General features: G+C 65.6%; 20 protein-coding genes. 9 read left to right on the top strand and 11 right to left on the bottom strand.

Annotated features, from left to right (window positions below):
- The first annotated feature begins 108 nt into the window (after window positions 1–108).
- The 6 genes from BBTA_RS13415 to BBTA_RS13390 all read left to right on the top strand — a co-directional run bounded on the left by BBTA_RS13415 (window position 109) and on the right by BBTA_RS13390 (window position 7,180).
- Window positions 109–885: an SDR family oxidoreductase gene (locus tag BBTA_RS13415; protein WP_012043026.1), complete on the top strand. Its 777-nt coding sequence runs from the start codon at window positions 109–111 to the stop codon at window positions 883–885.
- Between the two features lie 79 nt (window positions 886–964).
- Complete coding sequence (locus BBTA_RS13410; RefSeq protein WP_012043025.1) at window positions 965–2,386, top strand: amidase; 1,422 nt, start codon at window positions 965–967, stop codon at window positions 2,384–2,386.
- Window positions 2,387–2,831: 445 nt separating this feature from the next.
- A complete protein-coding gene (locus BBTA_RS13405) occupies window positions 2,832–4,154 on the top strand; it encodes an MFS transporter (protein ID WP_012043024.1) in 1,323 nt (440 codons plus the stop codon).
- Window positions 4,155–4,181: 27 nt separating this feature from the next.
- Entirely contained in the window at window positions 4,182–4,844 is a 663-nt protein-coding gene (locus BBTA_RS13400; protein ID WP_012043023.1) for a sulfite oxidase-like oxidoreductase, read from the top strand.
- Between the two features lie 444 nt (window positions 4,845–5,288).
- Complete coding sequence (locus BBTA_RS13395; RefSeq protein ID WP_012043022.1) at window positions 5,289–5,654, top strand: hypothetical protein; 366 nt, start codon at window positions 5,289–5,291, stop codon at window positions 5,652–5,654.
- Window positions 5,655–5,962: 308 nt separating this feature from the next.
- Window positions 5,963–7,180 carry a bifunctional alpha/beta hydrolase/OsmC family protein gene (locus BBTA_RS13390; protein ID WP_012043021.1) on the top strand — a complete coding sequence of 406 codons (1,218 nt, stop codon included), beginning with the start codon at window positions 5,963–5,965 and terminating at the stop codon, window positions 7,178–7,180.
- 116 nt (window positions 7,181–7,296) lie between these two features.
- Here BBTA_RS13390 and BBTA_RS13385 read toward each other — a convergent pair whose 3' ends face one another.
- Complete coding sequence (locus tag BBTA_RS13385) at window positions 7,297–8,370, bottom strand: YeeE/YedE family protein (RefSeq protein WP_012043020.1); 1,074 nt, start codon at window positions 8,368–8,370, stop codon at window positions 7,297–7,299.
- Between the two features lie 206 nt (window positions 8,371–8,576).
- Here BBTA_RS13385 and paaI point away from each other — a divergent pair, with 206 nt between their 5' ends.
- Together paaI and paaK are read left to right on the top strand one after the other, a co-directional pair.
- Complete coding sequence (paaI, locus tag BBTA_RS13380; RefSeq protein ID WP_012043019.1) at window positions 8,577–9,035, top strand: hydroxyphenylacetyl-CoA thioesterase PaaI; 459 nt, start codon at window positions 8,577–8,579, stop codon at window positions 9,033–9,035.
- 43 nt (window positions 9,036–9,078) lie between these two features.
- Entirely contained in the window at window positions 9,079–10,407 is a 1,329-nt protein-coding gene (paaK, locus tag BBTA_RS13375) for a phenylacetate--CoA ligase PaaK (protein WP_012043018.1), read from the top strand.
- Window positions 10,408–10,587: 180 nt separating this feature from the next.
- Here the strand turns inward: paaK and paaE are convergent, their stop codons facing one another.
- From paaE to BBTA_RS13335, 8 genes are all read right to left on the bottom strand, one after another.
- Entirely contained in the window at window positions 10,588–11,667 is a 1,080-nt protein-coding gene (paaE, locus tag BBTA_RS13370; protein ID WP_041750616.1) for a 1,2-phenylacetyl-CoA epoxidase subunit PaaE, read from the bottom strand.
- Window positions 11,668–11,772: 105 nt separating this feature from the next.
- Window positions 11,773–12,276: a 1,2-phenylacetyl-CoA epoxidase subunit PaaD gene (paaD, locus tag BBTA_RS13365; protein WP_012043016.1), complete on the bottom strand. Its 504-nt coding sequence runs from the start codon at window positions 12,274–12,276 to the stop codon at window positions 11,773–11,775.
- On the bottom strand, window positions 12,270–13,046 hold the full coding sequence (gene paaC, locus BBTA_RS13360; RefSeq protein WP_012043015.1) for a 1,2-phenylacetyl-CoA epoxidase subunit PaaC: 777 nt from the start codon (window positions 13,044–13,046) through the stop codon (window positions 12,270–12,272). Before paaC ends, paaD begins: the two co-directional genes overlap by 7 nt.
- A 134-nt stretch (window positions 13,047–13,180) precedes the next feature.
- Window positions 13,181–13,468, bottom strand: coding sequence for a 1,2-phenylacetyl-CoA epoxidase subunit PaaB (gene paaB / locus BBTA_RS13355; RefSeq protein ID WP_012043014.1), 288 nt, complete (start codon window positions 13,466–13,468; stop codon window positions 13,181–13,183).
- A gap of 16 nt (window positions 13,469–13,484) precedes the next feature.
- Window positions 13,485–14,474 (bottom strand): 1,2-phenylacetyl-CoA epoxidase subunit PaaA, encoded by a 990-nt coding sequence (gene paaA / locus BBTA_RS13350; protein ID WP_012043013.1) that lies wholly within the window; start codon window positions 14,472–14,474, stop codon window positions 13,485–13,487.
- Window positions 14,475–14,552: 78 nt separating this feature from the next.
- Entirely contained in the window at window positions 14,553–15,434 is an 882-nt protein-coding gene (gene paaX / locus BBTA_RS13345) for a phenylacetic acid degradation operon negative regulatory protein PaaX (RefSeq protein WP_012043012.1), read from the bottom strand.
- Window positions 15,435–15,527: 93 nt separating this feature from the next.
- On the bottom strand, window positions 15,528–16,001 hold the full coding sequence (locus BBTA_RS13340) for a phasin (RefSeq protein WP_012043011.1): 474 nt from the start codon (window positions 15,999–16,001) through the stop codon (window positions 15,528–15,530).
- A 152-nt stretch (window positions 16,002–16,153) separates the two neighbouring features.
- A complete protein-coding gene (locus BBTA_RS13335; protein WP_012043010.1) occupies window positions 16,154–16,945 on the bottom strand; it encodes a hypothetical protein in 792 nt (263 codons plus the stop codon).
- Between the two features lie 147 nt (window positions 16,946–17,092).
- Here BBTA_RS13335 and BBTA_RS13330 point away from each other — a divergent pair, with 147 nt between their 5' ends.
- The gene (locus BBTA_RS13330) at window positions 17,093–18,013 is read left to right on the top strand and encodes an alpha/beta fold hydrolase (protein ID WP_012043009.1); all 921 of its coding nucleotides are present in this window, start codon (window positions 17,093–17,095) and stop codon (window positions 18,011–18,013) included.
- A 71-nt stretch (window positions 18,014–18,084) separates the two neighbouring features.
- Here the strand turns inward: BBTA_RS13330 and BBTA_RS13325 are convergent, their stop codons facing one another.
- Both BBTA_RS13325 and BBTA_RS13320 read right to left on the bottom strand, forming a co-directional pair.
- Window positions 18,085–19,089, bottom strand: a complete 1,005-nt coding sequence (locus BBTA_RS13325) for an alpha/beta fold hydrolase (RefSeq protein WP_012043008.1) — start codon at window positions 19,087–19,089, stop codon at window positions 18,085–18,087.
- Window positions 19,090–19,260: 171 nt separating this feature from the next.
- Entirely contained in the window at window positions 19,261–19,521 is a 261-nt protein-coding gene (locus BBTA_RS13320; RefSeq protein WP_012043007.1) for a DUF6489 family protein, read from the bottom strand.
- Window positions 19,522–19,771: the final 250 nt, after the last annotated feature.

Below are 19,771 nucleotides of genomic sequence, written 5' to 3'. Positions count from 1 at the left end.
TCGCCTGAATGGACCAAATGGCGGACCGACGCAACGCTGCGGTGCAAGATTGACCGCATGGCTGACGCGCCCGACAATCGGGTCTCCTCCCCTTCAGCGAGAACCTCCATGGATCTTCATCTGCGCGGCAAGCGCGTTCTCATCACCGGCGCCTCCAAGGGCATCGGCGCCGCAGCAGCGGAAGTGTTCGCCGAGGAAGGCTGCCACGTCCGCCTCGCGGCGCGCAGCGCCGACCGGCTCTCCGCGCTGGTCGAGCAGCTCAGGTCGAAGCATCAGATCGATGCGGCGGCGCATGTGGTGGATCTGCGCAAATCCGAGGACGTCACCCGGCTGGCCCAAGAGGCCGCCGACATCGACATCCTCGTCAACAATGCGGGCGACATTCCGGGCGGGCCGATCGACAAGATCGACGAGACGACCTGGCGGCACGCCTGGGACTTGAAGGTGTTCGGCTTCATCAACCTCACCAGGCTGGTCTACGCACAGATGAAGGCACGCGGATCGGGCGTGATCATCAACGACATCGGCGCGGCCGGCGAGAAGTTCGACGCCAACTACATCTGCGGCAGCGCCGGCAATGCGGCGCTGATGGCGTTCACCAGGGCGCTCGGCTCCAAGAGCCTCGCCGACAACATCCGCGTCGTCGGCATCAATCCGGGGCCGGTGGGCACCGACCGCCACGTCACCCTGCTGAAGACCCGCGCGCGACAGCAATTCGGTGACGAGAGCCGCTACACGGAATTCCAGAAGGGCCTGCCGCTCGGCCGCCCCGCGCATGTCAGGGAGATCGCCGACCTGATGGCCTTCCTGGCATCCGACCGTGCCGGCTACACGTCGGGCGTGATCTATACCGTCGACGGCGGCATCAGCGCAGGGTGGGGTTGATCGCCGCAACCTTTCCACGCCGACCGAAACGTGATCTACCAGCTTTCGCCGGGACGCTTCCAATCAGGAGAACTGCACTTTGGCCGACCAGGGATTGATCCGTGAGACCGCCTGCGCCGTCGTCGACAAGTTGAAGGCCGGCGTCATCACGCCGCTCGATTGCCTCGACGCGCTGGAAGCCCGCATCACAGCTGTCGACGACAAGGTCAACGCGCTTCCGACCCTCTGCTTCGACCGCGCCCGCGCTCACGCCAAGGCGCTGATGCAGAAGCCGGTCGCCGAGCGCGGGGTGCTCGCCGGGCTTCCCGTTCCGATCAAGGATCTCACCGATGTTCAGGGCGTGCTGACGACGCAGGGCTCGCCGATCTTCAAGGACCGGATTCCGGAACAGTCCGATCTCCTGGTGACGCATCTCGAAGCCAATGGCGGCGTGATCTACGCCAAGTCGAACACGCCGGAATTCGGCGCCGGCGCCAACACCTTCAACGAAGTGTTCGGCGCGACGCGCAATCCCTGGGACACGTCCCGCTCGGCGGCGGGCTCCTCGGGCGGCGCCGCGGTCGCGCTCGCGACCGGCATGGCGTGGCTGGCGCACGGCTCGGACATGGGCGGCTCGCTGCGGAATCCCGCGAGCTTCTGCGGCATCGTCGGCCTGCGCCCGAGCTTCGGCCGCGTCGCGCATACGCCGGCTGTCGCGGTCGACCGCAATCTCGGCGTCCAGGGTCCGATGGCCCGCAATGTCGAGGACCTCGCGCTGCTGCTCGACGCGATGAGCGGCGAGTACGCCGCCGATCCGATCTCGCTGCCCTCGCCCACGACCTCGTTCCTGGCCGCGGCCCGCTCCGGCAAGAGGCCGGTGCGCGTCGCCTACTCGCCCGATCTTGGGATCACGCCGGTCGATCCCGAAGTCGCCGCGGTCACCCGCAAGGCGGCGCAGCGCTTCACTGAGCTCGGCGTGATCGTCGAGGAGGCGCATCCCGATTTCAGCGAGGCGCATGAATGCTTCCACGTGCTGCGCGCGCTCGACTTCGCGATGAGCAAGGCCGAGCTGTTGCGCACCAAGCGTGACCTGTTGAAGCCCGAGGTGATCTGGAACATCGAGGAAGGCCTGAAGCTCACGGTCGCACAGATCGCGCGCGCCGAGGCGCAGCGCGTCGCGATCACGGCGCGCGCCGTCAGGTTCTTCGAGACCTATGATCTGCTGCTGGCGCCTGCGACCATCGTGCCGCCCTTCCCGGTCGAGAACCGCTACGTCGCCGAATGCGCCGGGCACAAATTCGACAACTACGTGCAATGGCTCGGCATCGTCTACGCGATCACGCTGGCCTGCTGTCCGGCGCTGTCGTTGCCCTGCGGCTTCACCGCGTCGGGGCTTCCGGTCGGCCTGCAGGTGATCGCGGCGCCGCGCGCCGATGCCCAACTGCTCGCCGGCGCCAAGGTGCTGGAGGACATTCTCGGTGTTGCGGCCTCCACGCCGATCGATCCACGCGCGCCGAAGTGATGAACCTTCCCCTCACCCTGAGGAGTCGCGCAGCGGCGTCTCGAAGGGTGAGGCCCGAACGGTGGCCTCATGGTTCGAGACGCGCCTTCGGCGCTCCTCACCATGAGGGGCAAAAGCCGAGGCACTGCACACCGGACCATGAACACGCCGAGAGGCGTGTTCATGGAGAGGGTCGAGTTCGATGTCGACGCTGCGGATTGCAGTAAGCAGCGCCCGTAGAGAGAGTCGCGCGACCGGGGCGCCCCCTGCGTTTCGCGCTGTTCTCGCAACGACTCTCCCCCCTCACCCTGAGGAGCCCGCCGAAGGCGGGCGTCTCGAAGGGCGAGGCCCGGACGTTGCCGGTTCCCCACGCCCTTGAACATGGGACCCCTGCCCTTTCTCCATATTGGCAATCCCGCCGGCTCCCGTAGAAGGGCCGCAAATCATGCTTGCCCGGAGACCGGATATGACAGACCAGGCGATCGAGCCTGCCACCGAAGCCACGACGTTCACCGACGTCGAGCGGCGCATCAAGGCGATCCTGATCGGCTCGGCCGGTAACCTGGTCGAATGGTACGACTTCTATGCCTACACCGCGTTTGCGCTGTATTTCGCGCCGGCGTTCTTCCCGTCAAGAGACCCGGTCGTCGAGCAGTTGAACGCCGCCGTGGTGTTCGCCGCCACCTTCCTGATGCGCCCGCTCGGCGGCTGGTTGTTCGGCTATATCGCCGACCATTATGGCCGGCGGCTGTCGCTGACGGTCTCCGTGCTCTGCATGTGCTTCGGCTCGCTGATCATCGCGGTGACGCCGACCTATGCCACGATCGGGATCGCCGCACCGATCATCCTGGCGCTCGCCCGCGTGATCGAGGGCCTGAGCCTCGGCGGTGAGTATGGCGCCAGCGCCACCTATCTGTCCGAGGTCGCCGACGCCAAGCACCGCGGCTTCTATTCGAGCTTTCAATATGTCACGCTGATCGGCGGCCAGCTCACCGCGATCATCGTGCTCCTGCTGCTGCAGAAAGTGTTTCTGACGACCGACGAGCTGAAGGCCTGGGGCTGGCGCATCCCCTTCCTTATCGGCGCCGGCCTCGCGATCTTCGTCGCGGTGATGCGGCGGAATCTGCACGAGACCGAAGCCTTCGTGGAGGCCAAGAAGACAGTCGGCCCGTCCGGCTCGATCGCCGCGCTGTTCAGATATCCGCGCGAGCTCTTGCTGGTCGTCGGCCTCACCGCCGGCGGCACCGCCGCGTTCTACACCTTCACGACCTATATGCAGACCTTCGTGAAGCTGTCGGTCGGCCTCACCGAGGATCAGACAACCATGGTGATCTTCGGCTCGCTGCTGTTCGCCTGCGTGCTGCAGCCGGTCTATGGCGCGATCTCCGACCGTATCGGCCGCAAGCCGCTGTTGATCTTCTTCGGCGTCGTCGGCACCTTGGCAACGATCCCGATCCTGACCGCGCTGAAGGCCACCAAGGAGCCATTCATGGCGTTCCTGCTGATCTGCGGCGCCTGGATCTTCACGGCCGGCTATACGTCGATCAACGCGGTCGTCAAGGCGGAGCTATTCCCGACCAATGTGCGCGCGCTGGGCGTCGGCCTGCCCTACGCGATCACCGTGTCGCTGTTCGGCGGCACCGCGCCGGCGATCGCGCTCTACTTCAAAAGCATTGGGCATGAGACCTGGTTCTATTATTATCTCTCGGGCGTGATCTTCCTGTCTTTGCTCATCTATGCGACCATGCGCGACACCAAGCATGCGTCCGCGATGCACAGGCACGAATAAGCCCGCACGAACCGACGAGGTGCTGAGATGGCTGACGAGTCCGGGCTGCCGCCCGAGAACAAGCTGACCCGCAGCAAGGAACGCTGGGCGCGCGAGGGCAAGTTCCTGACTGGCCGCATCGCGCGGCCTGAGGACCAGCGCCTGCCGCCGGGTCAGCATCTGACCCGTGACTGGCCGGTGCTGGACCTCGGCCTGACGCCGTCGGTCACATCAGAGCGCTGGCGGCTCGACGTCTATGGCGCGGTCGAAAATCCGCTGTTCTGGGACATGCCGACCTTCCTGGCCCAGGAGCAGCGCCAGTTCGTCTCCGACATCCATTGCGTGACGACCTGGTCGCGCTACGACAATCAATGGGAGGGGCTGGCGACGCGCGATCTGCTCGCCGCCTGCCGGCCGCGCGACACGGCGGACTTCGTCGTGCTGCATTCCTATGACGGCTACACGACCAATCTGGCACTGGCGGATTTCGCTGCTGAGGATGCGCTGCTCGCGCACAGCTGGTCCGGCGCGCCGTTGACGCAGGAGCATGGTGGCCCGGTGCGCGTCGTCGTGCCGCATCTGTATTTCTGGAAGAGCGCGAAATGGCTGAAGGCGATCGAATTCCTCGATCACGATGCCCCCGGCTATTGGGAAGTGCGCGGCTATCACAACCGCGGAGATCCCTGGGCCGAGCAGCGCTATTCGGACTGACCGGCTTCGCTCAACGCCAAGCCAACGCAGTCGCAGGTTGGGCAAAGACGCGGAGCGTCGTGCCCACCGTCTTTCGCCGAAAAGCAAAGAAGGGTGGGCACGCTTCGCTTTGCTCCCGTATCAATCGAGTTCGTTGCAAAGGTCCAAGAGCGACTGCGCGATACAGCGCCCTCTCCCCTTGCGGGAGAGGGCATCTCCGGCCTATCCAGGCACTCGGTTGGGTGAGGGGTCGCTCTCGGCGGACAGCGCTGGTGGCGACATCCCCCTCCCCCAAGGGAGCTTGCGGCTCTGTCCTCCAGGCGCTCTCCCGCAAGGGGAGAGGACGCAGCCATGACCAGCGTGCTGATGATCTCAGTGATTGCTACGGACTGAGTTTCTATGAGCTTCTGAGCTGGGGTCCAACACGGTTATGGTCGTATCCGAGCGTGACAGAGAAGATCAACCATGGAATTCACCTCAGAGACGGGCAAGATACCGAAAGGCTATGGATATCTTCTGAAGCCGTCCGTCATCCTCGCCGCACTGACCGCAAGAGATCTCGGCGGCATTCGCGTCCACCTCGTTCGCAGCCACGGCAGGCGTCTGTTCGATGCACGATATCGGCCTCCGGACGGCGACATTCCTTATGAGCGTCTCAACATCAAAGTCGGCACCGCGCACGAGCGGGACTTGCCCCCACTTCGCCGGCAGGCGAAGGACGAAGCCCTTCCCGCGCTCGTCCGATGGATTTCCGATCTTGTCGCGCAAGACCTGCCGACGGCGATCCGGCACGGTGAACAGGAGATCGAGCTGTTGCCGCCGCGGGAGTGATCGTGGCTTGCTCCCGAGAGCTATTGCGGGTCCGGGCTGACCTCCGTCCAATCGCATACAGATGTCCTCAGCAGAACCTGTGGTTCTGCCGCCTGCATTTTTTCCGCAGGCGGACCATGGGGGCGGCAGGCTCCCGACCTTCCCTGCGCCCTCTCGATGTCAGAGGGGCCAATAACCGCAAAGCTCGGGCCGAGCAAGCCGCGAGAATGCGCCATCATACCTGCGTACAGACGCTATCTGGTGTATCCTGATGCCAGACGGTGCGGCGTCATTGCCGCCAGCGGACGTAGCGATTGGGGACCCACATCATGCCCACCGAACGTTTCCAATTCGAAGGCGCAGGCGGCGACAGACTGTCCGCAGCGCTCGACCTTCCTGATGGCGCGCCGCGCGCCTATGCGCTGTTCGCGCATTGCTTCTCCTGCGGCAAGGACACGCATGCGGCGCGCCGCATCGCGATGGCGCTGACGGCCCATGGCATCGCGGTGCTCAGGTTCGACTTCACCGGCCTCGGCTCCAGCGAGGGCGACTTCGCCAACACGACATTCTCCTCCAACATCGCCGACCTCGTCCGCGCCGCCGATCATTTGCGCAAAGCGCGACAGGCGCCCGCCATCCTGATCGGCCACAGCCTCGGCGGCGCCGCGGTGCTGGCCGCGGCGGCCGACATTCCGGACGCGAAAGCCGTGGTGACGATCGCGGCGCCCTCAGATCCCGCCCATGTCACCGCGATGTTCAAGGACCGTCTCGCCGCGATCCGCCGCGACGGCACGGCCGAGGTCTCGCTCGCGGGCCGCCCGTTCCGCATCAGCAGTTCGTTCCTCGACGACATCGCCGAGCAGCGCCTGCTCGACAAGGTTAGGCATCTGCACAAGGCGCTGCTGGTGATGCACTCGCCCGTCGACGACACGGTCGGGATCGACAACGCCACCCACATCTTCGTCGCCGCCAAGCATCCGAAAAGCTTCATCTCGCTCGATCATGCCGATCATCTCATCAGCAGCAAGACCGACGCCGCCTATATCGCCGAGGTGATCGCAAGCTGGGCCGGCCGCTATGTCGCGCCGGCGGCCGCGGAGCCGGCCGCCAAGGATGGACCGCGCGATGTGGTGGTGCGCGAGACCCGGTCGAGCAAGCTGCAGCAGAGCATCGCGCTCGGCCCGCATCATCTCACCGCCGACGAGCCGCTCTCCGTCGGCGGCCAGGATTCCGGCCCCGGCCCCTACGACCTGCTGCTCGCCGCGCTCGGCGCCTGCACCTCGATGACGCTGCGGCTCTATGCCGATCGCAAAGTCCTGCCGCTCGAACGCATCACCGTCACCCTGCGTCACAGCAAGATCCATGCGGAGGACTGCGCCGAGTGCGAGACCAAGGTCGGGCTGATCGATCAGCTCGAGCGCGAGATCCACCTCGACGGTGCGCTCGACGACGAGCAGCGCAGGAAGCTGATGGAGATCGCCGACAAATGCCCGGTGCACCGGACACTGACATCGGAGATCCGCATCGTCACGCGTGCCACGGAGTGAACAACGTGCGACCCGAACTTGATCGAGGTCGCGCGTCCAGGGACGTCCACCTCTCCCCGGTGGGGGAGGTGAATGAGCGGCCAGCATCTCATTCAAGCCAAAGGCGTCGAGACCTACTAAAGCCCCGCCTTCGGCTCGATCTGCAACGGCCGCACGCGCAAGCCGCCGCGCAGGCCCATGGCCGCGCCGATCATGATCCCGGCAATGGCCACGAACGACGGCAAGGCCAGGGTCGACAGGCCTGTGAGCCCCTGTCCGACCGAGCAGCCCAGCGCCATCACGCCGCCGATCCCCATCAGCGCGGCGCCGCCGGCCGAGCGCAGCATGTGCTGCGGCGAGTGAAAACCTTCGAGCTTGAAGCGGCGCGTGGCGACGGCCGTCAGGAGGCTGCCGAGGAGCACACCCGCCACTGTCACGATGCCGAAATTCACCGTCGAGCCGGTCGATAGCATCACATATTGCAGGCCATCGGCGATCGGCGCGACAAAGGTCAGCGACGCCACCGGCACCGGGTTGAAATCGTCGGCACCGAGATGACCGGTCGCAAACCAGCCCGCCGCGATCAGCAGGCCGACGATAAACCCCGCGAGCATCTGCCCGGGCGCGCGCCGGAATGGTGCATGCGCGAAGGCAAAGATCATCAAGCCGCCACCGAGCACGAGCGCCGGCAACAGCCGTGCCGGTACGCCATGCAGGCCGCCAATCGACAGCAACGCCGGCAGAGAGGTCACGGTCGCCGTGGTCTGCGAGCCCTGCATCAGCGCGATACGCAACGGTGCGATCAGACCCTTCAACGTCATCTCGGCCGCGATCGCCAGCACCATGACGACGACAAACGAGCGCAGATTGCCGCGGCCGAGCAGCACCAGCGCGCGCGAGCCGCAGCCATTGGCGAGCACCATGCCATAGCCGAACAGCACACCACCTGCGAGCATCAGCGGCAGCGAGAATGTCGGCTGCAGATAGATCGATTTGCCGAGATCGACGACGCCATTGGCCGCGAGAAGCTGGGTGACCAGAATGGCGATCCCCATCGCCAGCGCGTAAGTTCGTACCAGACGACCGTCGCCGTCGGCCCACCAGCCGCGCAGGCTGCTCATCATGCAGAAGCCGCTGACGAGACCGACCACGCCATAGATCACGCCGATCAGGAGACCGGCGAGCACGGCGAGGTTGGCAGCTTCGGGCACGGGTCAAATTCCCTCTGGTTGCGATCGACAGGCGGCGACACGCGGGCACCGCTTTCGCTTGACGCGCACGGAAACTTTGCCACGATGTCGGCCCTAACTAGATGAGAATGCTTGTTCCAACAAGCATCAGCGGGAGAGAACGCCGTGGTTTCACCAGCACGCCTTTTGAGGGGGAAACCGGCCTTTGAAGACCGGGAGCCGTGGCGATGAGCGACGCCGCGACGCTCTCCCCTGACGCGCTCGCCCGCGCCTGCGCCAACGCGATGTGGCAGGACGATCGCGCCAGCCAGGGGCTTGGCATGCAGATCATCGACATCGGCCCGGGACGCGCCACCTTGCAGATGACGATCCAGCCGCACATGGTGAACGGCCATGGTATCGCCCATGGCGGCTTCATCTTCACGCTCGCCGATTCCGCCTTCGCCTTCGCCTGCAACTCGCACAATGACCGCACCGTTGCCGCGCAGGGCAGCATCAGCTTCATCCGGCCGGGCAAGCTCGGCGATGTCCTGACGGCAAGCGCGAGCGAGATCTCGCGCAGCGGCCGCTCCGGCATTTACGACGTCCGCGTGACCGCGGCCGGCACCGTGATTGCTGAATTCCGCGGCCATTCGCGCAGCATCGGTGGCGCGCTGGTGCCGTCTGGTACAGCCAACGCGACCTAAAGCAGTTTCCTTTCGCCCCGCCCCTGCCGGAGGATCCGACGCCATGACATCGCCCAAGCATCAATCGGCCGGCAGCTATGTGCCCGACATGGACGCCACCGAGCGCGCCTCGCGCGACGAGATCATGGCGCTGCAGACAAAACGCCTCGCCTGGTCGCTGAAGCACGCCTATGACAACGTCGCGCATTACCGCCGCGCCTTCGACACGGCCGGCGTTCATCCGTCGGATTTCCGCGAGCTCGCCGATCTCGCCAAATTTCCGTTCACGGTGAAGACCGACCTGCGCGACAATTATCCGTTCAACATGTTCGCCGTGCCCCGCGAGCAGTTGGTGCGGGTGCATGCCTCCTCGGGCACCACCGGCAAACCGATCGTGGTCGGCTACACCCGAAACGACATCGCGACCTGGTCTCACGTGATGGCACGCTCGATCCGCGCCGCCGGCGGCCGCAGCGGCATGATCATTCACAATGCCTATGGCTACGGCCTGTTCACCGGCGGGCTTGGCGTCCATTACGGCGCCGAGGAACTCGGCTGCACCGTGGTGCCGATCTCCGGCGGCATGACCGAGCGGCAGGTGCAGCTGATCAACGATTTCCGGCCCGACATCATCACGGTGACGCCGAGCTACATGCTGGCGATCCTCGACGAGTTCAAGCGCCAGGGGCTGGATCCCCGGCAGAGCTCGCTCAAAATCGGCATCTTCGGCGCAGAGCCCTGGACCAACGCGATGCGCGCCGAAATCGAGGACGCCTTCGCGATGGACGCCACCGACATCTACGGCCTGTCCGAGGTGATCGGCCCTGGCGTGGCGCAGGAATGCCTGGAGACCAAGGACGGCTTGCACATCTGGGAGGATCATTTCTATCCGGAGATTGTCGATCCCGACACCGGCAAGGTGCTGCCCGACGGCGAGATGGGAGAATTGGTGTTCACCTCGCTGACCAAGGAGGCCTTCCCAGTCATCCGCTATCGCACCCGCGATCTGACACGGCTGCTACCGGGCACCGCGCGGCCGGGCATGCGTCGGATGGAGAAGGTCACCGGCCGCTCCGACGACATGATCATCCTGCGCGGCGTCAATCTGTTCCCGTCGCAGATCGAGGAAATCCTGCTCACCACCGAATGGTGCGGCGGCCATTTCATGCTGGAGCTCACGCGCGAGGGCCGCATGGACGAGCTGACCATCTACGCGGAATCCCGCCCCGAACATTGGGACGAAACCGGCCTCGGCGCGCACGCCGAACGCATCTCGATCCACATCAAGAACACGATCGGCGTGACGGCAAAGGTGAAGGCGGTCCCGCCCGATACGCTGGAGCGCTCGGCCGGCAAGGCGAAGCGGATCAAGGACAGAAGGCCGGCGGGATAGCGGACCGGAGCGCGGCAAAGCAGCCCCTCTCCATGAGCACGCTGCTCATGGCCGATGTGCAGCGCCGGCATCGGAGCCGGACCCTCTTGGTGAGGAGCGCCGCGCCGATCGGGCCAACGCTAGGCGAAACTCTCGTACGCGGCGCGTCTCGAACCATGAGGCCCCATCACAAGTGCTTCCTCACATATGATCGTAGTCCACCACCACCCGCTCCGTCACCGGCCTCGCTTGGCATGTCAGCACAAATCCCGCCTGCAACTCCCACGGCTCCAGCGAGTAGTTCAGCTCCATCTCCGCGTTTCCTTCGACCAGCTTCGCGCGGCAGGTGGAGCACATGCCGCCTTTGCAAGCGAACGGCAGGTCGACACCAGCGCGCAGCGCGGCGTCGAGGATGGCTTCGCCGTCGGCGACCGGGACCTCGCGGCGCTTGCCGTCGATGATCAGGGCGGCAATCGCTTTCGGTGGCGCGGAGTCGGGCACGACCATCTTCGGCCGCGGCTTGCCGCCAGAACCGGAGACGAAACGCTCGATATGCACGCGCTCGTCGGCGATGCCCATCGCGCGGCAGGCAACCTCGATATCCTCGCTCATTCCGGTGGGGCCGCAGATGAAGACGTGGTCGACGCTCTCGGCCGGCACCAGCGAGCGCAGCAGCATGCGCACCTTCTCGCCGTCGAGCCGGCCGTGCAGGATCGGCAGATCCTGCTCCTCGCCGGAGATGACGTGGAACACCGAGAAGCGCTCAAGGAAACGGTCCTTCAGCTCCTCGAGCTGCTCGCGGAACAGCATGCCGGCGGTGGTGCGGTTGCCGTAGAACAGGAAGAAGCGGCTGTGCGGCTCGCGCGCCAGCACGGCCTTGACGATCGACAAAATCGGCGTGATGCCCGATCCCGCCGCAAAACCGACATGCGTCCGCGCAGCCTCGGGCTGCAGCGCCACGCCGAAACGGCCGGTCGGCGTCATCACGTCGATCTCGTCGCCGCGCTTCAATTCGTCGGTGACGAAGCTGGAGAACGCGCCGCCATCGACGCGCTTCACCGCGATGCGGATCTCGTTGTCGTCAGGGCCCGAGCAGATGGAATAGGAGCGCCGGATCTCCTCGCCGCCGAGCATGGTCTTCAGGGTGAGATATTGCCCCGGCGCGAAGCGATAGTCCGCCGCCAGCTCGTTCGGAATGGCAAAGGTCAACGACACCGCATCAGGCGCCTCACGGCGCAAGTCACGAACGGCGAGACGATGGAAGCGTGGCGTTGTCGACATCGATCCTATCCCCGCGTCATTGCGAGGAGCAAAGCGACGGACCAATGCAGAGCTGCACGCGCAGCCCTGGATCGCGTCGCTGCGCTCGCGATGACGGATGTGGCATCAGTGACATTTGAAATAATCAAACGGCTCGCGGCACGATTTGCAACGCCACAGCGCCTTGCAGGAGGTCGAGCCGAACTCCGCGAGTTGCTCGGTGTCGACGGAGCCGCATTGCGGGCATGCCACCTCGGCGACGCCGAACAGCGCGCGCCGGCCGCTTGATGGCTGCGGCGGCGCAATGCCGTAGTCGCGCAGCTTGCGGCGTCCCTCTTCGCTCATCCAGTCCGTGGTCCAGGCCGGCGACAGCACGGTCCGCACCCTGGCCTCACGGAAACCGGCGCGCTCCAGCGCGAGCTCGATTTCCAAGGCGATCATGTTCATCGCCGGACAGCCGGAATAGGTTGGCGTGATCGCGACGTCGACGCGATCGCCGACCAGTTCGACCTCGCGCAGCACGCCGAGATCGTCGATCGTCAGCACCGGAATTTCCGGATCGGCCACCGACGCAGCCGCCTCCCAGGCGCGCTGGCGCAGTTCGGCAGGGCTGAGGTCCGTGACTACCATGTCGCACCGGGGAAGCTGCGCTGCATATATTGCAGCTCGCTGAGCAGATGACCGAGATGCTCGCTGTGGCGGCCGTCGCGGCCGCCCTGCTGCATCCAGTCGTTTTCCGGCAGGGTCAGCGTCGCCTCGCGCGCGACATGCGAGACGATCGACAGCCACTCCGGCAGCAGCATCGTCGGATCGATCGCGACACCGGCATCGATCAGGCCGCGCTCAGCATCGTCGGCGCCGAACATCTCGCCAGTATAGGCCCAGAGATCGTCGACCGCGACCTGCACGCGGGCGTGGCTCTCATCAGTGCCGTCGCCAAGCCGGATCACCCATTCGCTGGCATGGCGCAGATGATAGGCGGATTCCTTCTCCGACTTGGCTGCGATCGCCGCCAGGGTCGCATCCGTCGAGCCCATCATGCCGCGCCAATAGAGATCGGCGAACGCCGCGTAGAACAGCTGCCGCACCATCGTGTGCGCGAAGTCGCCGTTGGGACGCTCGACCAAGAGGAGATTGCGGTACTGCCGGACGTCGCGCAGATAAGCGAGCTTGTCCTCGTCATTACCGCGCCCCTCGACCTTCGCCGCGTAGCCATACAGCTCACGCGCCTGGCCGATCAGATCGAGCGCCATGTTGGACAGCGCCATGTCCTCTTCGAGCATCGGGGCATGGCCACACCATTCGGACAGCCGATGCCCCAGGATCAGCGCATCATCAGCCCGGCGCAGCGTGTACAGCACCAGCGGCGTTTCCGAGACGATGATCGAGGGTGCGGTCATAGCTATAATCCGATCAGGCCCGCCACAGAGTCCGTCATTGCGAGCGCAGCGAAGCAATCCAGGAATTCATCCGAGCAGGCAGTCTGGATTGCGCCGCTGCGCTCGCAATGATGACGGCTGACAGCCGCGCACAATCACATATGCCCGACTTCCTCGGGCACTTCATAGAATGTCGGGTGGCGATAGATCTTCGATTCCGCCGGCTCGAACATCATGGCCTTGTCAGCAGGGTCCGACGCGGTGATCGCACTCGACGGCACCACCCAGATCGACAGGCCCTCGCCGCGACGGGTGTAGAGGTCGCGCGCGGCCTGCAGCGCCATGGTCGCATCAGGCGCATGCAGCGAACCGCAATGCTTGTGCGCGAGCCCGTTGCGGCTGCGGATGAAGACCTCCCACAACGGCGTGTTCGGCGTCGCCATGTCGCTCTCCCCTGTCCTATTCGGCAGCTTGCGCCATCTGGCGGCGCGCGCGCTTCTCGGCATAGGCTGCCGCCGCCTCGCGCACCCAGGCGCCGTCGGCATGCGCCTTGCGGCGCGCCGCCAGCCGGTCACGGTTGCACGGGCCGTTGCCGGCCAGCACCTGCTTGAACTCGTTCCAGTCGATCGGACCGTGCCGCCAGTGGCCCTGCTCGTCCTGCGTCATCTCGGGATCAGGAATGGTCAGCCCGAGATATTGCGCCTGCGGCACGGTGGCATCGATGAACTTCTGGCGCAGCTCGTCATTGGAGAAGCGCTTGATCTTCCATTTGGTCGACGTGTCGCTGTGCTGGCTGGCCTGGTCGGGCGGGCCGAACATCATCAGCACCGGCCACCACCAGCGGTTCAGCGCATCCTGTGCCATGGCCTTCTGCTCGGCCGTGCCGCGGCACAAGGTCAGCATGATCTCGTAGCCCTGGCGCTGGTGGAACGACTCTTCCTTGCAGACGCGGATCATCGCGCGGGCATAGGGTCCATAGGAGCAGCGGCACAGCGGGATCTGGTTCATGATCGCGGCGCCGTCGACCAGCCAGCCGATCACGCCGATATCCGCCCAGGTCAGGGTCGGGTAGTTGAAGATCGAGGAGTACTTCGCCTTGCCGGCCAGCATCGCGTCGACCAGTTCCTCGCGCGAGGCGCCCAGCGTCTCGGCGGCGGCGTAGAGATACAGCCCATGGCCGCATTCGTCCTGGACCTTGGCGAGCAGCGCCGCCTTGCGGCGCAGGCTCGGCGCGCGCGTGATCCAGTTGCCCTCGGGCAGCATGCCGACGATTTCGGAATGGGCGTGCTGGGAGATCTGCCGGACTAGCGTCTTGCGATAGGCCGCCGGCATCCAGTCGTTCGGCTCGATGCGCTCCTCGGCATCGATACGGGCCTGAAATCGCGAGGCGCGCACGGCGTCCTCGGCGAGGCTGCCCTCCTCGGGCGAATTAAGCGCCTGCGTGTACATGCGGCGGCGTCCTCCCAGGACTTGGTTGCCGCCAATATATAACGGAATTTTATTCGTGCAATCGAATTTTGTAATATATCAGGGCGCCTCATCAACGTCGGCGAACCGCCGCAGCAGCGCCGCAGCGGCGGCGGGCAGCGGCCCTGCTTCGTTGATTGCATGCGCATCGAGCCAGCGCTCCGAGCCCGGCAGCAGCAGCCGGTAGATCTCGCCACACAGCGCCCGGGCCTGCCGGCCCGGCCAGTTCCCCGGCAGCAGCTCCGCCGGCAGCAGCGGATCGCGCAGCACGATGCGGCGATAGTGATGGATCAGCAGAACCCTCGCGGTGAAGGCCTGCCCATCCGACAGCGCCTCGCCGCGTTCGATGCTGGATTTGAGGGGGGCAAAAGACGCGCTGAACTTGCGGTAGGCCTCCGCCGTCCGCTCCAGCGCCCAGCTCTCCGCCACCAGCCGTCGCGCCATGTCAGATCCGGCGGAGGCCTGCAGCCGGATCGCGCCCTCCACGGCGTCGGGGACGGCGATGCTGGAGGGAGCCACGAACACCCCGGGCAGCGGGCTGCCGAAGCCGGCGTCGCGCAGCACGGTGCGTGCCTGCTCGCGATCATCGGCACTGCCGAGCAAGAGCAGTTCGAAGCTGCCGTTCCATTCGGCCGGCGGGGAGTCGTAGATGTGCCGGGTGGCACCGGCAAAGGTCTGCTCGCCGCGCCGGGTCAGGCGATAGAAGCTGTGGCGGCCGCTCTTGCTGCGCTCGAACCAGCCCTCCGCCGTCAGCCGCGACATCGCCGTGCGCACCACGCTGCCATCGATGGCCAGCCCCTCGAAGAAGGCGAGCAGGCTGCCGAGCCAGACACTGCCGCCGCGCGGCACGATGGCGTCGCCGAACACGGTGATGATCAGCGAGCCGGTGCGCGACGGCTCGCTCTTGAGCTGGTTGACGATGCGAGACAGCGGCTGCGGCATGGCCTCCGCTTTAGCCGGTTTCGCCTGATCACAAAAGAAAAGGCCCGCGAGAGGCGGGCCTTGGAGGTCGATCGGCTGACGCGCCGGAGGCGATCAGGCGGTCTTGTTGTAGGCCTTGGCCATGTTCTCCTGGGCGAGCTTGGCCCCCTCGGTGACGAGCTTGCCGACATACTCGCTGGTCGACTTGGCGCGGGCGACGAGCGCCTCGCCGCGGGCACGGGCCAGTTCACCCTGGATCTGAACGGCTTCGCTGAGCGACTTGGCGGACGCCAGCCGATCGATGCCGTCGAAGAACGCTTCGGTGTCCTGGTAGAGCGCCTGCTGGATGTTGCGGCTGATCTTGCCGGCCTCAGTCACGCCGTCGAACACGGCGGTCTCGATCGCCGAGGTCACCTTCTCGGAGCCGGCCAGGGCCTCCGCGGCGCGCTCCTTGGCGGTCGACGCGGTCTTCTTGACGAACTCGCGCGCCGACTCCGGCACTTCCATGGTCTGCAGGTTCTTGAACGCGTCGGTCACCGGCGCAAAGGCATCCTTGACGGTGTCGAACACGGTGTTGGTCTCGCTCATGGCTGTCTCCATCCTCAATGCATCTGAGCTATGGGCTCGCTCCGTCCCTCATGAAACCGGAGTAACTCAACTATAGCATCAACAATGGTGCATCGCAACATTAATGCTGCAACGCACCATTGGCGAAGCAGAAGGGAGGGAGGAATGCCCGGTCAGCTGCCGGACGGCGCGTCATTGCCTGGACGCGCGCCCGAGCCGGCCGGGGCGCCGCCGTGCTTCTTGTTGCGCGACTTGCCAGGCCGCTCCGACGCTCTCGGAACCACCTCGGTTGCTGTGGGCTCGCCCTCGCCTGGCTGCGACGCCTTCAGCAACGCGTCCAGCGCCGTCCGGATCTCGCGCAGCTCCGCTTCGAGCGGTGCCGTGTCAGAGGGCCGCGTGGCGTTGAGGAGCTTGTCAAGCAGGCCCCTGATCTCGCCGAGCTGAGGCGTCACATCAACCGCAGGCGCGGTCGGCGCTGGCGGCGCCTTGGACGCAGCAACAAGCCCGTCCAGCAAGGCCTTGATCTCATTGAGCTCCGGCGTGAGGTCGACCGGCGCGCGAGGCTGAACTTTGGATGCGGCGACAAGCGTATCGAGCAAGCCCTTGATCTCATTCAACTGCGGACTAACATCGGCCGCCGGCTGCGGAGCCACTGCGGGCGCCTTTGCTGCCAGGAGTTCCTTCAACAGCGCCCGCGTCTCGGCCAGTTCGCTTTCGATCGACGCCAGCCGATCATTCAACGCGGTGAGCTGACCACGGCTCGGCACATTCATGCCGGCGAAGTAGTTTTCCATGAGATCGGCCATAGGCTTCTGTCCGGTTCCAGAACCAGTTGCGGAATCGTCGGAGGATGGATGAGACGTCGTGCCCATCGGTCGCAGCCGTGTGAAGGCCGTGAAGCTCTTCTGCATCTCGCCGACCATCTGTTGCCAGAACGCGATCGGATCGCCGGATTTATTCACCATCGGCACGCTCCTTCAGGCCACACAAAGACTCAGAGTACAACCTATCATAGCACGCCCTCGCTGCGATGCGGCAGGATCATGCGGCCGCTTCTCTCGGTCCGCGGAAGCATGGCATAGAGGGCTCGTTGGCCTTGAAAGAGGGATCACGTGACTGCAACCGCCCATCAGCCGCCGCACATCACCCGCGCCAACGGTATCGACATCTGCTACGAGACCTTCGGCGACCCGGCGGCGCCCCCTCTTCTCCTGATCATGGGACTCGGCGCCCAGATGATCATCTGGTACGACGAGTTCTGCGAACAGCTCGCAAGCCGCGGCTTCCGCGTCATCCGATTCGACAACCGCGACATCGGCCAATCGAGCAAGATGCATGGCGGGCGCCGGCTGACGCCGTTCGAGCTGATCAAGCTGCGCTTCTTCAACATCCCGGTCGCGGCGCCCTACAAGCTCATCGACATGGCCAAGGACACGGTCGGCCTGATGGACGCGCTCGACATCAAATCAGCGCATCTGGTCGGCGCCTCGATGGGCGGCATGATCGCGCAGGAGATCGCGCTCAACTTCCCGCAACGCCTCCGCTCGCTGACCTCGATCATGTCGACGACCGGCAATCCACGGCTTCCGCCGCCGACGCGCGAGGTCGCGATGCTGCTGATGGCGCCGCCGCCGAAAACCAAGGACGAGTACGTCCGACGCTTCCAGAAGACCTGGAAGGTGCTGCGCGCCGGCTCGTTTCCGGAGGACGAGGCCCGCGACGTGGTGCTGGCGGAACGCTGCTTCGCCCGCGGTCCCCATCCGGCCGGTGTCGGCCGCCAGCTCCGCGCGATCCTGGCCTCCGGCAGCCGCAAGCCGCGGCTGCATCAGGTGACGGCGCCCACGCTCGTGATCCACGGCAAGGTCGATCCGCTGGTGCATCATGCCGCCGGCACGGACACCGCGGAGTCGATTCCGAATGCCAAGCTGTTGATGATCGAGAAGATGGGCCACGCCATCCCGACCCCGACCTGGCCGCAGATCATCGACGCCATCGCCAAGCACGCCCACGGCGCAAACGCGCAGGCGGCTTAGAACCGGTACGCGGCTCAGGATCGGTGCTCGGCGGTCTCGGAACCGCGGGCACTCAGCGAGCAGTCCCGTCCCTACCCAAACCTCCGCCGCCGCCATTCGATCAGCTTGGCGCTGACCTCCGCCGGCTGCTCCTGCTGGGTCCAGTGGCCGCTGTCCTTGACGAGATACTTTTCCAGGTCCGGCACCAGTCGCTCCATGCCGTCCGCGGCCGACGGCGGCAGCACGGCATCGTTCTCCGCCATGATCATCAGCGACGGCACGCGGACCGTATGGTCGAGTCCCTCCGAGCGCTGCCAGTTGCGGGTCATGTTGCGGTACCAGTTGATGCCGCCCGTGAAGCCGGTGCGCGTGAACGTCTCGACGAACACCCGCTTCTCCGCCTCCGACAGGATCGGCTGCCGCGTATCCTTGGCGGCATCATAGGCGGCAATCATCTGCGGGAACGCCAGATTGAGCGAGGGCGGCGCGGCGATGCCGCCGGCGGGCGGCTCGGTCGGCGGCGCATCGTGACGCGGCAAAGGCTTGCGCATGAAGGCATCGAAGGTCTGCTCGACCCGGTTCGCAAAGATGCGATCCGGCTCGCGCGCCGGATCCTGGAACTGCACGATGTACATCATGTCGCCGAAGCGCTTGCGCATGATCGCAATCGGATCGGCCGGCGCGCGCGGCAGATGCGGCGTGTTGATGCCGACCACGCCGGCGACGCGGTCCGGGTGCCGCAGCGGCATTTGCCAGACGACGAAGCCGCCCCAATCGTGGCCGACGAAGACCGCCTTGTCGATCTTCAGATGATCGAGCAGGCCGACCAGGTCGGCCGTGAGCTGTTCGAGGTCATAGGCCTCGACCGCCTCCGGGCGATCGGTCGCACCATAGCCGCGCTGGTCGGGCGCGATCACGCGGATGCCGGCTTCCGCCAGCGCCCTAATCTGATGCCGCCAGGAAAATGCGAGCTCCGGCCAGCCGTGACACAGGATCAAGGGCGGCCGATCGGACGCAGGGCCGGCCTCGTAATAGCCCATGCGAATGCCGTTCGTCGTGGCGAATTGCAGCGGCGGCATCCAAGCCGAATCGGTCATCGCTCCTCCCCTGAGCTGTCATCGCCGGCTTGCCGCCGGTCTCCAGCGCACGCATGGTGCAGGCCCATGCGCCGATGTAATGGCGCCGATGTAATGGCCTCGCTTCTCGACGCGGCGCCCGCTCCGCTCCGTGCTGATGCCGGAAACCCCGAGGCGAGCCGAGGGCTCGATTCAGGCCGACTTCTTGTCGTTCGAACGGCTGCCGCCGAGCCCCGTCATGGTCAGCATCAGATCCTGGAACCGTTCGGCAAGCCGCGGATCGAACGTGAACCAGCTCTGCATAATGGCTTCGGGCGTGAGCTTGTCGATGTTGCTCGTCATCTGCTGCTGCAGCCGGTCCATCACGGCGGCCTGCATCGGGCCAAGATCGGGAAGTCCGAAAAACTGCCGGGCCTCGAGCGGTGTACAATCGATCTCGATATTGACTTTCATTTCCGCTCCGCGCTGTTCATGGCTCTCCCCGTCGGCGCTCCGGTCGATTTCCCGCAACACGGCAGAACCGACCCGGTCGCCGAAGGCGAACGGTAGCAGTATCACCGCCCTCGCCCCTCTCTAGCAAGCGGCGCTTTGCTGCAGCCGCGCAATTCCTGCGGCATGGTCAATCCATGGGCCCGCCGGGCCCGAGGACCGCATATCCACGCTTGAGTGCGCTGCACGCGGACGAGCGAGGACTAACCATATC

Origin of the sequence: Bradyrhizobium sp. BTAi1 (genome assembly GCF_000015165.1) — a bacterium.
GTDB lineage: Bacteria > Pseudomonadota > Alphaproteobacteria > Rhizobiales > Xanthobacteraceae > Bradyrhizobium > Bradyrhizobium denitrificans.
This window is presented reverse-complemented; position numbering and strand designations above follow the sequence as displayed.

Bases quoted from the DNA above. Each gene is read 5' to 3' on its own strand.
- BBTA_RS13340 (WP_012043011.1), bottom strand. From the start codon at position 16,001: ATGAGCGAGACCAACACCGTGTTCGACACCGTCAAGGATGCCTTTGCG.
- BBTA_RS13405 (WP_012043024.1), top strand. From the start codon at position 2,832: ATGACAGACCAGGCGATCGAGCCTGCCACCGAAGCCACGACGTTCACC.
- BBTA_RS13390 (WP_012043021.1), top strand. From the start codon at position 5,963: ATGCCCACCGAACGTTTCCAATTCGAAGGCGCAGGCGGCGACAGACTG.
- BBTA_RS13415 (WP_012043026.1), top strand. From the start codon at position 109: ATGGATCTTCATCTGCGCGGCAAGCGCGTTCTCATCACCGGCGCCTCC.
- paaI (WP_012043019.1), top strand. From the start codon at position 8,577: ATGAGCGACGCCGCGACGCTCTCCCCTGACGCGCTCGCCCGCGCCTGC.
- BBTA_RS13395 (WP_012043022.1), top strand. From the start codon at position 5,289: ATGGAATTCACCTCAGAGACGGGCAAGATACCGAAAGGCTATGGATAT.
- paaC (WP_012043015.1), bottom strand. From the start codon at position 13,046: ATGACCGCACCCTCGATCATCGTCTCGGAAACGCCGCTGGTGCTGTAC.
- BBTA_RS13335 (WP_012043010.1), bottom strand. From the start codon at position 16,945: ATGGTGAATAAATCCGGCGATCCGATCGCGTTCTGGCAACAGATGGTC.
- paaB (WP_012043014.1), bottom strand. From the start codon at position 13,468: ATGGCGACGCCGAACACGCCGTTGTGGGAGGTCTTCATCCGCAGCCGC.
- BBTA_RS13325 (WP_012043008.1), bottom strand. From the start codon at position 19,089: ATGACCGATTCGGCTTGGATGCCGCCGCTGCAATTCGCCACGACGAAC.
- paaE (WP_041750616.1), bottom strand. From the start codon at position 11,667: ATGTCGACAACGCCACGCTTCCATCGTCTCGCCGTTCGTGACTTGCGC.
- paaX (WP_012043012.1), bottom strand. From the start codon at position 15,434: ATGCCGCAGCCGCTGTCTCGCATCGTCAACCAGCTCAAGAGCGAGCCG.
- paaD (WP_012043016.1), bottom strand. From the start codon at position 12,276: ATGGTAGTCACGGACCTCAGCCCTGCCGAACTGCGCCAGCGCGCCTGG.
- BBTA_RS13320 (WP_012043007.1), bottom strand. From the start codon at position 19,521: ATGAAAGTCAATATCGAGATCGATTGTACACCGCTCGAGGCCCGGCAG.
- paaA (WP_012043013.1), bottom strand. From the start codon at position 14,474: ATGTACACGCAGGCGCTTAATTCGCCCGAGGAGGGCAGCCTCGCCGAG.
- BBTA_RS13400 (WP_012043023.1), top strand. From the start codon at position 4,182: ATGGCTGACGAGTCCGGGCTGCCGCCCGAGAACAAGCTGACCCGCAGC.
- paaK (WP_012043018.1), top strand. From the start codon at position 9,079: ATGACATCGCCCAAGCATCAATCGGCCGGCAGCTATGTGCCCGACATG.